Below are 12894 nucleotides of genomic sequence, written 5' to 3' on the forward strand. Positions count from 1 at the left end.
GCGCCACTCCAAGCCGACAGGAAAGCCCTGCCGGCTCATCCGAATCCGCAGATACGCCGAATCCCCCAAGTTTCCCCATATCTGCGAAAATCCCGCTTTTGCCTTTCTGACGCCGGCCGCGCGCCCGCTATGGCGCGCCGGGCCAGCCGCATTTTCCGGTCGCACCCGCAGCACCGCGTCACCCGTTCTCACTGGAGACCCTGATGAAATTTCGCTTCCCCATCGTCATCATCGATGAAGACTTCCGCTCCGAGAACACCTCGGGCCTCGGCATCCGCGCGCTCGCCGATGCGATCGAGAAGGAAGGCATGGAAGTGCTGGGCGTCACCAGCTACGGCGACCTGTCCCAGTTCGCCCAGCAGCAGTCGCGCGCCTCGGCCTTCATCCTGTCCATCGACGACGAAGAATTCGGCGGCGGCTCGGACGAGGAAGTCGACACGGCGCTGAAGTCGCTGCGCGCCTTCGTCGGCGAGATCCGCCACAAGAACGCCGACATCCCGATCTACATCTACGGCGAGACCCGCACCTCGCGCCACATCCCGAACGACATCCTGCGCGAGCTGCATGGCTTCATCCACATGTTCGAGGATACGCCGGAGTTCGTGGCGCGCCACATCATCCGCGAGGCCAAGTCTTATCTCGACGGCCTGGCGCCGCCCTTCTTCCGCGCCCTGGTGCACTATGCGCAGGACGGTTCCTACTCCTGGCACTGCCCCGGCCACTCCGGCGGCGTCGCCTTCCTGAAGTCGCCGGTGGGCCAGATGTTCCACCAGTTCTTCGGCGAGAACATGCTGCGCGCCGACGTCTGCAACGCGGTGGAGGAACTCGGCCAGCTGCTCGACCATACCGGTCCGGTGGCCGCCTCGGAGCGCAATGCGGCGCGCATCTTCAATGCCGACCATTGCTACTTCGTCACCAACGGCACTTCGACCTCGAACAAGATGGTGTGGCACTCCACCGTCGGCCCCGGCGACATCGTCGTGGTGGACCGCAACTGCCACAAGTCCATCCTGCACTCCATCATCATGACCGGCGCCATCCCGGTCTTCCTGATGCCGACCCGGAACCACCTCGGCATCATCGGCCCGATCCCGCTGGAAGAGTTCAAGATGGAAAACATCATGAAGAAAATCGAGGCCAACCCCTTCGCCCGCGAAGCCAAGAACAAGAAGCCGCGCATCCTCACCATCACCCAGTCCACCTATGACGGCGTGCTGTACAACGTCGAGACGCTGAAGCAGATGCTGGACGGCGAGATCGACACCCTGCACTTCGACGAAGCCTGGCTGCCGCACGCCACCTTCCACGACTTCTATCGCAACATGCACGCCATCGGCAAGGACCGTCCGCGCGCCAAGCAGTCGATGATCTTCTCCACCCAGTCCACCCACAAGCTGCTGGCCGGCCTGTCGCAGGCATCGCAGATCCTGGTGCGGGAATCCGAGACGGTGAAGCTGGACCAGGACATGTTCAACGAAGCCTACCTGATGCACACCTCGACCTCGCCGCAGTATTCGATCATGGCGTCGCTCGACGTGGCGGCCGCGATGATGGAACCGCCGGGCGGCACCGCGCTGGTGGAGGAAAGCATCCTGGAGGCGCTCGACTTCCGCCGCGCGATGAAGAAGGTGGACCAGGAATGGGGCCAGGACTGGTGGTTCCAGGTCTGGGGCCCGGACGTCACGTCCGAGAACGGCATCGGCAGCCAGGAAGACTGGATGATCAACGCCGAGGATGACTGGCATGGCTTCGGCAAGCTGGCGCGCGGCTTCAACATGCTGGACCCGATCAAGGCCACCGTGGTCACGCCCGGCCTGTCGCTCGACGGCAAGTTCGGCGACACCGGCATTCCGGCGTCCATCGTCACCCGCTATCTCGCCGAGCATGGCGTCATCGTGGAGAAGGCCGGCCTGTATTCCTTCTTCATCATGTTCACCATCGGCATCACCAAGGGCCGCTGGAACACCCTGCTGACGGCGCTGCAGCAGTTCAAGGACGACTTCGACAAGAACCAGCCGATGTGGCGCATCCTGCCGGAGTTCGCCGCCGCCAATCCGCGCTACGAGCGCATCGGCCTGCGCGACCTGTGCCACAGCATCCACGACATGTACAAGGCCTACGACGTGGCGCGCCTGACCACCGAGATGTACCTGTCCGACATGCAGCCGGCGATGAAGCCGTCCGATGCCTTCGCCAAGATGGCCCACCGCGAGATCGAGCGCGTCTCCATCGACGAACTGGAAGGCCGGGTCACCGCCATCCTGCTGACGCCCTACCCGCCGGGCATTCCGCTGCTGATCCCGGGCGAGCGCTTCAACAAGACCATCGTCGATTACCTCAAGTTCGCGCGCGACTTCAACGAGAAGTTCCCCGGCTTCGAGACCGATGTGCATGGCCTCGTGACCCAGGTGGTGGACGGCAAGCGCGGCTACTACGTCGACTGCGTGAAGTAAGGATGGAATGCGGCATGCGGCCATGCCGCATTCCATCACTCCCTGTCAAAGATGAAAACCACTGAAGAGATGCACGGCGTCTGTTCCCGGCGCCATACCTTCCACGAAACCAGCCGCAAGGCCGAGCGCGGCACGCGCCTGGTGATGTGGATCACTGCCGCCATGATGGTGGTGGAGATCGGCGCCGGCTGGTGGTTCAACTCCATGGCGCTGCTGGCCGACGGCTGGCACATGAGTTCCCATGCGCTCGCCATCGGCCTCTCCGCCTTCGCCTATGGCGCGGCGCGGCGCTATGCGCATGATCCGCGCTTCGCCTTCGGCACCTGGAAGATGGAGATCCTGGCCGGCTTCACCAGCGCGGTGTTCCTGCTCGGGATCGCCGGCCTGATGGTGTTCGGGTCCATCGAGCGGCTGCTGGCCCCGGAAGCGATCCACTACGAAGAAGCGATGATCGTGGCCGCCATCGGCCTGGCGGTGAACGTGGTGTGCGCCTTCATCCTCGGCGGCGCCCATGATCACGGACACGAACATGGTCATCACCATGGCCATCACCATGGGCATGACGAGCATCACCGCCATGAGCAGCACGGCCATCATCACGACCTGAACCTGAAGGCGGCCTACGTCCACGTCATCACCGACGCCGCCACCTCGGTGCTGGCCATCGTGGCGCTGGCCGGCGGCTGGCTGTATGGCTGGGCCTGGCTGGACCCGCTGATGGGCATCGCCGGCGCGGTGCTGGTGGCGGCCTGGGCCCGCAACCTGATCGCCGACACCGGCAAGATCCTGCTTGACCGGGAAATGGACCATCCCATCGTCGACGAGATACGCGAGGTGGTGGCCGATGCAGCCACGGGGCGCAGCCTGCGCATCGACGACCTGCATGTCTGGCGGGTTGGCAAGCAATCCTTTGCCTGCGCCCTCAGCCTGATCACCGACGACGCTGGCCTGACGCCCGCGCGCATGCATGAACTGCTGTCGGTGCATCCCGAAATCGTGCATTCGACGATCGAAATCCACCACGCCGCCTGAACACCGGCCGCAACCGGCATGCGCGGCCGCACCGCCGATATGGCCGGCATTGGCGCATCAGCCTAGTTGCACATCGTCGCGCCGCCGCAGCTGACATAGTTCGACGACACGCCCACGTCTTCCCGGGTGCGGCCGTACAGGCTGATCTGCTTGTAGCTGGAAGCGCCGGTCGGCGTGCTGCTCAGCGTCAGGTCGATGCTGCGCTGGCCAACCAGGATCTCGTCGTGCGCTGCCCTTCCCATGCCCGAGCAGTTAGAACTGGTGCAGAAGGTCACGTCCTTGCCGGACACCGCGCCATTGCGCGCCCAGCTGGCGCTGAACACGGCGGTTTCGCCGCTGTACTTCACCAGGGCCTGTTTCGTCTTGCTTTCCAGTTCCAGCCAAGGGAAAGATGGCAGCGCCGCGAATTTCGGCGGCACGCCGTCGACGCGCTTGATCACCGACACCGGCGTGCCGGTGGCCGCCACGTTGTTGTACAGCTCGATCTTCACCTTGCGGCCGCGGCGATAGAAGTTGTCGATCAGGCTGTCGCCGGCCTGAGCATCGGCCCCGTTGTCGCCGAGCGATAGCCAGGACGCCCCGCAGGAGGAACCGGTGACGGCCAGGCGCGGCTTCTCGCTGGCTTGCGCCGCCTGGGTGATGCAGGCATCGCTCAGCGTCAGGCTGACCAGCGGCGTGGCTTCCCAGCCGGAGTTGTCGAGATTGCGCTGGAAGACCTTGGCGGCCCGGATGCCGGTGCTGCTGTTGCCGTCGCTGCCGGCGATGTCGAAGGTCAGCGCCCGGGTATAGGTGGCGGTCGATGCCGGATCGACGCCCGGCAGATCGAGGCGCACGGTGCGCTGCACCGCCGAGCCGATATGGATCTCATACGGCGACGACCGTCCGAGCAGCTTCCAGTCGGCGCCCGGCCGCAGCACCACGGCGAGTTCCGCGCCCTCGAAGGCCTGGCTGCCCTTGACCATGGAAAAGCCGACCTCGCAAGTCTTGGCGCTCGGATCGGTGGAGAAATCGCAGTCGCGCAGCACCGGATCGATGACCTTCCCGCCGAGCAGGTTGTTCATGCTCGCGAACTGGCAGAACGCGGCCGCCGCAGTCGACTTGTTCAGCGCTCCGCCGCCGATGTCGAGCGAGAACTGGTCGTCGAAGATGCCGGCGCCCGCCATGCGCGAAACGCAGGTCTCGAGACTGGAGGCGCCGATGGCGTAGTTCATCCCGCCGACGAAGACGCGGGAAATGCCGCGCAGGTCGGTATCCATTCCGGCATCGGCAGTCACCGCGCCGGTGGCGCTGTCCTGGTCGAGGTAGGCACTGCCGGCGCCGATGCGCCCCTCGAGCTGGACGAAGGTCTTGCCGGTGGCGCCGTCGAGCTCGGTGCTGACCTGACCGCATCCAGCAGCTTGTCCATGCCGGTGCGGTCGGCGCTGAAGGCGGTGGTGGCGAAGTCGGCATCGGCGATGCCGGCCTTGCTCGCCAGGTCGCCGAGCGCCGTCTTCAGCTTGGCCGCCTGGGCCTTGATGCTGTCCGCAGACGGCAAGGCAGCGGCGCCGTCGAACAGCACCGACGGGTCTTGCCCCACGGCCAGCGCCAGCGCGGCATGGGTGAGCGGCGTGACATTGGCGGTGCCCGCGTCCTGCACCACGGAGTACAGGCAGGTGTAGTTGGCGCCGACCAGGCCGCAGGATTGGATCGTGAACGGCGGCGTCATGCCCGCCACCGGGAGGTTGCCGTAGCTGCCGTCGTCCGCCGCGCTGGCGGTCGCGGTCTGGCCGTTGGCATCCCTGACCGTGATCGTGGCATCGAGCATCGGGGCACCGACCGCCACCGTGCCCGACAGCGTGCTGCCCGAGCCGGCCGCGGGCGTGTCAGCCTGGCTGACCGCGCCGCCACCGCCGCTGCAGGCGCCCAGCAGGGCAACGATCGCGGCGATCAAGGGCAGCGTGGCGTTGCGGGTATTCGGCCTGTAGGCTCCCATGACATCTCCTATTCAATAAAAGCAAAATGATCGATGAATCCGTGGACGAGAAACTGCACTGATGGAGGAAGACATGGAATCGATTCTAACGGCAGGAAATTTCCGTGTGGAAAAACCGTTGTCATTCTGGCCTTGCGCTGCGGCCAAGAAAAAAGCCCGCGCGGGTGGCCGGGCGGGCTTGATGAGGTTCGGCAGACTGGCTGCCGGAACGTTTTTCAACGCGGGATGATCAGGTCTTGGGCAGGGTCACGCCATGCTGACCCTGGTACTTGCCGCCGCGGTCCTTGTAGGAGATTTCACAGACTTCGTCGCTCTCGAAGAACAGAACCTGGGCGCAGCCTTCGCCGGCATAGATCTTCGCCGGCAGCGGCGTGGTGTTGGAGAACTCCAGCGTCACATAACCTTCCCATTCCGGCTCGAAGGGCGTGACGTTGACGATGATGCCGCAGCGCGCATAGGTCGACTTGCCGAGGCAGATGGTGAGCACGTTGCGCGGAATGCGGAAATACTCGACGGTGCGCGCCAGGGCGAAGGAGTTGGGCGGGATGATGCAGACATCGCCCTTGAAGTCGACGAAGGATTTCTCGTCGAAGTTCTTGGGATCGACGATGGTGCTGTTGATGTTGGTGAAGATCTTGAATTCGTTGGCGCAGCGGATATCGTAGCCGTAGGACGAGGTGCCGTAGCTGACGATCTTCTGGCCGTCCGAGGCGCGGACCTGGCTGGGCTCGAAGGGTTCGATCATGCCGTGTTCCTGGGCCATGCGGCGGATCCAGCGGTCGGATTTGATGCTCATGTTGTGGCGCTTTCCGGGTGGGGTTCGGGGTTGCGGCGCCCCGCCGGACTGCGGATCGGTGCTTGCCTCTGGTCAACCCATGATGCGCTGCGATTGTACGCGAATTCCCCCGGCGCTTCTAACCTTGCGCGCCACACCGCTCCGCCCGCACGGCTCAGCGGGCGTGCGACTGCCGCTGCCCGGTGCAGGCCCGGTAAGCATCCGCCAGCAGGCTCGGGTCGTGCAGCAGACGATCCTTCCACTCGCCCAGCGCGATGCGGCGCTGGATCAGCTCGCGCAGCACCCCGGCGTGATCGGACAGGCCGACCGCATTCGAGCCGACCAGCACGTCCTTGCCGAATTCCAGCCGCAGATAGCGGAAGTTGCGCTCATCCGACATTTCCACCCACTGCCCGCCCGAGACGCCGCGCCAGTGGCCGAAGGAGGCCAGCGGCAGGCCGAGCAGTTCCATCATGTCCACCTGCCGCACCCGGTGCTGGGTGGCGTGGCGGCCGGTCATGTTGAGCCCGGCGCAGCGCGCCTGCTCCACCGCATTCCATTGCATGGCGGAGATCACCGTGCGGCCCAGTTCGCTGTCGAACACCTCGGCGCAGTCGCCGGCGGCGAAGATGCCCGGCACGCTGGTCTGCATGCGGTCGTCCACCAGGATGCCGCTGGCGCAGCGGATGCCGCTCTCCTGCAGGAACGCGGTGTTGGGCGCATGGCCGGTGGCATGGATGATGACGTCCGCCTGCACCACCTCGCCGCTGGAGAGCCATGCCGCCAGCGGCGCAGACGGCGGCACCGGCAACTGCGTGCCGTCGGAACTGGCCGCGATGGCCCGCACCCGGGTGCCGGTGACGACCCGGATGCCCTTGGTCTGGCACCATTGCCGGACGACGCGGCTGGCGCCCTCGCCGATCAGGTGCGGCATCATGCGCATGCCCTTCTCCACCACCGTCAGTTCCACGCCGCGCGCCGCCAGGGCCTGCATCAGCACGCAGCCGATGTAGCCGGCGCCGATCAGCACCACCCGGGCCCGCGGCCGCAGGCGCAGCCGGGCCAGGATGTCGCGCGCATCCTGCATGGTCCAGCAGGCATGCACGCCCGGCGAACGCAGGCCGGTGATCACCGGCGCCACCGGACGCGCGCCGGTAGCGATCAGCAGGCGGTCGTAGGGCAGCTTGCCGCCATCCTCGAACAGCACGCTGTTGGCTTGCGTCTGGATGCGGCGGGCGCGGCCCAGGCGCAGGCGGATGCCGAGGCGGCGGAAATGGTCGGGATGGGTGCGCTGGCGAAGGTCCTGCTCGCCGATGGCGCCGCTCAGCCATTGCGGCAGGCGCGCCCGCGCGTAAGGCGGCTCCAGTTCATCGCCGACGAGGATGATCTCGTCATCCGGCGCATGCTGGCGTATGGTTTCGGCGGCGGTGATGCCGGCGGGCCCGGTACCGAGTATCAAATGCCTCATGCCGCCCGCTCCCGTTCCTGCCGTTGAATCCGGTACTCCGACATTGCTCCTCCCGATGAAGATCACGCCGGTCCAATATAGACGGCAGGGGTGGTTGCAATTTGCACAACGTCAAGCGCGGCCGGCGGGCCATGCCGGATGGCGCAAACTTCGGGCGGTGAAGCCTGTTCAGCCGCCGCCGCGGCGGGTGTAGTGGTCGAAGTAGGCGAGGAAATCCCGGCGCGCCGCTTCGCTCATGCCGAGGAAGCGGAAGGTCACCGCCAGCACCGGCAATTCGACGCTGGCGATGCGGCGCGGCGGCCGGAGGTCGAGGTGAATTTCGACGATGCCCGCGCCGGTGCTCACCCGGTGCAGGTTGCCGGCGGACTCGATGGCGGCATGGCGGATGGCGCCGGGCAGCCAGCGCTCGAACTCGGCGCGGGTGCAGCCCATTTCCCGGCTGAGTTGGGTCACGCCTGACGGATCGGCGGCATCGGGCATGGAAAGGCGGATGGGAGAAACAAAACGGGTCAACCTCCGGCGACCGGCGGCCAGATCGCGAGCGTATCGCCGTCGACCAGCGCGCGCGCCATGCGTTCCTCGGGCGCGACGTAGACGCCGTTGACCAGCACCAGGTGCACCAGCTTCTCCGGCAGGTTGAAACGCGCGACCAGGCTGCCGATGGTGGTGGCGGGATCGACTTCCAGCTCGACCGCGTTGTACTGGCGCTCGGCCGGGAGGTAATCGGTCAGGGTGGCGAAGAGTTTGAAGGTGATTTTCATGTTCGGTCGGAAAGGCGAACCCCGCGGCATCGGCCGCGCCATTCTACCCTTGCCGGCAGAAGCTGGAACGCGTTGCGAACCGTCCCGGCCTGGTTCGCAAGCGGTCTCAGGCTCGCTGCCAGGCATGCTGCTGCTGCGAGCAGGCGATGTAGGCTTCCATCAGCCGGGTCGGATCCTCGATCAGCTTCTGCTTCCAGTCGCCGAGCTTGACCCGTTGCTGGATCAGGCCGCGCATCACGCCCACATGGTCGGTATGGCCGACCGAATTGGAGCCGATCAGCACGTCGCCGTCGAAAGCCAGTTCCAGGTACTTGAAATTCCCGGTATCCGCCAGTTCGATCTTCTCGCCGTTCGGCACGCCTTCCCAGGAGCCAAATGAGGTGGAGATCAGGCCCAGCGTGTCCAGCACGTTGATGGTGGTGACGTCGAACTTGCGCAGGTTCTTGCCGGCCATGTTCATGCCGGCGCAATAGGCCTGGTCCGCGGCGTTGGGCTGGATCGCCGACACCACCGTCTTGCCGCTGGCGAAGTCGAAGGCTTCGGCGCAGTCGCCCGCGGCGTAGACGCCCGGCACATTGGTCTGCATCGCCGAATCCACCAGGATGCCGCGGCCGATGTCGATGCCGCTGCCCTGCAGGAAGCCGATGTTGGGCTTGACGCCGGTGGCGGAGATGACGAGGTCGGCATCCAGCGCCTCGCCATTGGACAGCCTGACCTTCATCGGCGCGCCGATGCCGTCCCCGATGGCCTGCACGCTGGTGCCGGTGAAGACCTTCACGCCCTTCTTCTCGCACCACTGCTTGATCATGCTGCCGGCGCCCGCGCCCATCATGCGCGGCACCATGCGGTCGCCCATCTCGACCACGGTGAGTTCGATGCCGCGCATGGCCAGCGCTTCCATGATGATGCAGCCGATGAAGCCGGCGCCCATCTGGATCACCCTGGCGCCCGGCTTGGCCAGCTTCATGATGTTGCGCGCATCCTCCAGCGTCCAGCAATGGTGGACGTTCGCATGGTCGATGCCGGCGACCGGCGGCTTGACCGGCACCGAGCCGGTGGCCAGCAGCAGGCGGTCGTAATCGATGGTGCCGCCGTCTTCCAGCGTCACCTTTCGGGCAGCGGTGTCGATTTTCGAAGCGCGGCCGCTGCGCTGCTCGATGCGCAGATGCTGGAAATGCCCCGCGTTCTTGCGCAGGTAGGTGCCGCTCTCGTCGATGTTGCCGACCAGGAGATACGGAATCGCCATGCGCGAGTAGGACGGCTCGGGCTCGTCGCCGAGCATCACGATCTCGTCATGCGGCGCGTTCTTGCGGATGGTTTCCGCGGCAATGACGCCCGAAGGCCCATTGCCGATGATCAGATGTCTCATCGGAGTCTTCCTGCTGCAGCGTTGATGGTCGCCGGCGGCGGGCCGCGCCTGTGTCGAGGCGAGACCCGCCGCCTGCCGCCTTTCTCACAGGGACAGGCGTTCCCGCGTCGCCGGGGTCAACTGGCCATCCTCTGTCCAGCCGCGGATGCGGTAATACTCCGGCAGCATCTTGTCGAGCCCGTTGACCATGCCCTTGGCCGGACCGGTCTTGGCCGGCTCGGTCAGCAGCCGCTTCGGCAGGGTGTCGTCCTTGCTGGTAAAGCCGGCGCGATTGTTGAAGTCGCGCTCCAGGTTCCAGATGCGCTCGCCGATCAGGCCCAGTTGTTCCATCGTGAAGGATTCGTCGCAGGCGGCCTGCAACTGCGGCTGCAGGTCGGCCATGGTCCAGGCGAAGGTGGTGAACACGCACACGCCGGCCGAGTCGAACACCGCCGTCGCGTCCTGGAAGGCCTTCACCAGTTCCGGCTTGCCGTCGGTGACCAGCGGGTCGGTCTTCACCGGGATGCCGAGCACTTCGGAAGCCACGGTGTAGCTGCGCAGATGGCAGGCGCCGCGGTTGGAGGTGGCGTAGGTCAGGCCCATGCCCTGGATGCCGCGCGAATCGTAGGCCGGGAATTCCTGGCCCTTCACGCTCATCGACAGCTCCGGATGGCCGTACTTGGCGCACAGGCGCTTGGAACCCAGGCCGATCTCCTTGCCGAAGCCTTCGCCGCGGGCGGTGATCTCGGTCAGGTAGGTCAAGGCCTTGGCGCTGCCGAACGGCGCTTCGATGCCGATCTGCTCCTTGGTCAGCACGCCCATCTCGTACAGCTCCATCACCGCGCCGACGGTGGCGCCGAAGGAGATCGGGTCCATGCCATCTTCGTTGCAGAGGAAGTTGGCGTAAGTCAGCGCTTCCAGGTCGTTGACGCCGTTGGCATTGCCCAGGGCCCAGGCCGCTTCGTATTCCAGGCCGCCGGAGGCGCCCCAGTACTGCGGCCGGTTCTGCACGGTGTAGTGGGTCTCGTCGATCTTGGAGATGCGGCCGCAGGCGATGGTGCAGCCGAAGCAGGCCTGGTTGGTCACTAGGTTGGCCTTGCCGTCGGTCGGGCGCGGCTCATGCATCTTCTCGCCGGAGATGTCCTTCGCGCCCTCGAACTGGACGTCGCGGTGGTTGCGGGTCGGCGAGGCGCCCATCTCGTTGATGACGTTCATCAGCACCTGGGTGCCGAACTTCGGCAGGCCCTGGCCGGTCACCGCATTGTCGGCCAGCACCTTCTTGGCGGCGACGGTGGCCTGCATGAAGGCGCGCGGATCGCGGATGTTGCCCACGCCCCGGGTGCCGCGCACGGCGATGGCCTTCAGGTTCTTGCTGCCCATGACGGTGCCGACGCCGGAGCGGCCGGCGGCGCGGTGCAGATCGTTCACCACCGCCGCATACAGCACGCCGCTCTCGCCGGCGCGGCCGATGGTGGAAACGCGGATCATCGGATCCTGGTGGTGCGTCTTGATCGCCGGCTCGGTCTCCCACACCGATTTGCCCCACAGCCAGGAGGCATCCAGCAACTCCGCTCTTTCATCTTCTATGTAGAGGTAGACCGGCTTGGCGGCCTTGCCTTCGAAGATGATCATGTCCCAGCCGGCGAACTTCAGCTCTGCGCCGAAGTAGCCGCCGGAGTTGGAGCAGGCGATGGCGCCGGTGAGCGCGCCCTTGGTGATGACGGAGTAGCGGCCGCCGGTGGAAGCCATGGTGCCGGTCAGCGGGCCGGTGGCCCAGATGATCTTGTTCTCGGGCGACAGCGGCTCGACCTTCGGATCGACCTCGCTGACGAAGTATTTGGTGGCGAGGCCGCGCTGGCCGATGTACTCCCTGGCCCATTGCATGTTCAGCGGCTCGGATTTGCAGGTTCCCGCGGTCAGGTCCACGCGAAGGATTTTTCCAGTCCATCCCATCTCATTCTCCTCGTCGTTCCGTTTAAGCCGCGGCCTCGGTATTGCCCAGCTTGGCGGCCCATTGCCGCATCTTGTCCAGGCCGGTCCAGTCGGCGTCGACGTAGGTGATGGCGCCGGTCGGGCAGGCCGAGGCACAGGCAGGGTCGCCGCCGCACAGGTCGCACTTGTGGACCTTGCCGGTGTCCTGCACGTAGTTCACCGTGCCGAACGGACAAGCGATGGTGCACACCTTGCAGCCGACGCAGACATCCTGGAACACCAGCTTGGCGCCGGTGGCGGCATCGAGCCTGATGGCATCCACCGGGCAGGCATGCAGGCACCAGGCTTCGGCGCACTGGGTGCAGGTATAAGGGACCTTCTTGCCGGTGTTGTGGAATTCGAAGACCTTGATCACCGACTTGGAGGGATTGAACATCCCATAGTGCTCGTAGCTGCAGGCCATCTCGCACTGCAGGCAGCCGGTACATTTGTCGGGATTGATGTGTAGGGATTTTTGCATGTCGTCTCCTGCGAACTGGGTTTCCCGGGCAGTACAAGACCGTGGGACGTACGCCGAACTATCTTATGTTCGGTCTTTCATATTGCTGCCACGGTATGCCTGTCCAGGAAGCAGACCATGAGGTGGATCAAGTTCGATGCGGGTGAGGGGAACTGGGCGGAGGCGGTCAGGCGTGCGAAAGGCGGGCCGAAGGCGATACGGTCGGTGGCGGGATCAAGAATGATTTGCCGTGGGGGCTGGGCGATAGGTGTTGCAGGAGGTTATAGGTGGTAAAAATGGCGCAACGGGGCATGACGGAGTCAGAAAAGGCCTGACTACGTCGTCCCTTCATTTTCAAGGGGCGCTGCAGGGGTTTCGCGAAGCATCGCTTCGCGCCTGCGTAGCCGGGTGCGCTTGCAAGCGCACCCGTGAGGTGAGGTTGCGCAGCAAAGAAATCCCCTCCCCCTCAGGGGGAGGGCGAGGGTGAGGGTGGGTTTCTTCTGAGACTAAAGAACGTTTTTAACCGCGAAAGAAACCCATCCACCTCCTGACCCTCCCCTTGAAGGGGTTGGAATTCATAATTGGACTTTGGGGTTCCCTATGGTCAGGCTTGCAAGCCTGACCAGCTTCGCAGGCGCGACGCATGCGTCGCGA

Annotated in this window: 12 protein-coding genes; 3 read left to right on the plus strand and 9 right to left on the minus strand. The window is 65.3% G+C overall.

What is annotated here, in order from left to right; translation table 11 throughout:
• The first annotated feature begins 203 nt into the window (after positions 1-203).
• Positions 204-2453 (plus strand): arginine/lysine/ornithine decarboxylase, encoded by a 2250-nt coding sequence (locus tag CHB88_RS04095; protein WP_089398031.1) that lies wholly within the window; start codon positions 204-206, stop codon positions 2451-2453.
• Between the two features lie 51 nt (positions 2454-2504).
• A complete protein-coding gene (dmeF, locus tag CHB88_RS04100; RefSeq protein WP_425436057.1) occupies positions 2505-3485 on the plus strand; it encodes a CDF family Co(II)/Ni(II) efflux transporter DmeF in 981 nt (326 codons plus the stop codon).
• A gap of 62 nt (positions 3486-3547) precedes the next feature.
• Here dmeF and CHB88_RS04105 read toward each other — a convergent pair whose 3' ends face one another.
• Positions 3548-4741, minus strand: a complete 1194-nt coding sequence (locus CHB88_RS04105; protein ID WP_089398033.1) for a hypothetical protein — start codon at positions 4739-4741, stop codon at positions 3548-3550.
• Between the two features lie 14 nt (positions 4742-4755).
• Complete coding sequence (locus CHB88_RS04110; RefSeq protein WP_089398034.1) at positions 4756-5457, minus strand: hypothetical protein; 702 nt, start codon at positions 5455-5457, stop codon at positions 4756-4758.
• Positions 5458-5530: 73 nt separating this feature from the next.
• Here CHB88_RS04110 and CHB88_RS25025 point away from each other — a divergent pair, with 73 nt between their 5' ends.
• The gene (locus CHB88_RS25025; protein WP_176442304.1) at positions 5531-5686 is read left to right on the plus strand and encodes a hypothetical protein; all 156 of its coding nucleotides are present in this window, start codon (positions 5531-5533) and stop codon (positions 5684-5686) included.
• Here the strand turns inward: CHB88_RS25025 and dcd are convergent, their stop codons facing one another.
• The 7 genes from dcd to CHB88_RS04145 form a co-directional block, all read right to left on the minus strand.
• Entirely contained in the window at positions 5687-6253 is a 567-nt protein-coding gene (gene dcd / locus CHB88_RS04115) for a dCTP deaminase (protein ID WP_089398035.1), read from the minus strand.
• A gap of 154 nt (positions 6254-6407) precedes the next feature.
• Complete coding sequence (locus CHB88_RS04120; RefSeq protein ID WP_089398036.1) at positions 6408-7700, minus strand: NAD(P)/FAD-dependent oxidoreductase; 1293 nt, start codon at positions 7698-7700, stop codon at positions 6408-6410.
• A gap of 168 nt (positions 7701-7868) precedes the next feature.
• The gene (locus CHB88_RS04125) at positions 7869-8180 is read right to left on the minus strand and encodes a hypothetical protein (protein WP_089398037.1); all 312 of its coding nucleotides are present in this window, start codon (positions 8178-8180) and stop codon (positions 7869-7871) included.
• Positions 8181-8209: 29 nt separating this feature from the next.
• Positions 8210-8461 (minus strand): MoaD/ThiS family protein, encoded by a 252-nt coding sequence (locus CHB88_RS04130; protein WP_089398478.1) that lies wholly within the window; start codon positions 8459-8461, stop codon positions 8210-8212.
• Between the two features lie 106 nt (positions 8462-8567).
• A complete protein-coding gene (locus tag CHB88_RS04135) occupies positions 8568-9830 on the minus strand; it encodes an NAD(P)/FAD-dependent oxidoreductase (RefSeq protein WP_089398038.1) in 1263 nt (420 codons plus the stop codon).
• 84 nt (positions 9831-9914) lie between these two features.
• Positions 9915-11762 carry an aldehyde ferredoxin oxidoreductase family protein gene (locus tag CHB88_RS04140; RefSeq protein ID WP_089398039.1) on the minus strand — a complete coding sequence of 616 codons (1848 nt, stop codon included), beginning with the start codon at positions 11760-11762 and terminating at the stop codon, positions 9915-9917.
• A gap of 22 nt (positions 11763-11784) precedes the next feature.
• Positions 11785-12261, minus strand: coding sequence for a 4Fe-4S dicluster domain-containing protein (locus CHB88_RS04145; RefSeq protein WP_089398040.1), 477 nt, complete (start codon positions 12259-12261; stop codon positions 11785-11787).
• Positions 12262-12894 lie beyond the last annotated feature (633 nt).

Source organism: Noviherbaspirillum humi (genome assembly GCF_900188095.1).
Classification (GTDB): Bacteria; Pseudomonadota; Gammaproteobacteria; order Burkholderiales; family Burkholderiaceae_D; genus Noviherbaspirillum; species Noviherbaspirillum humi.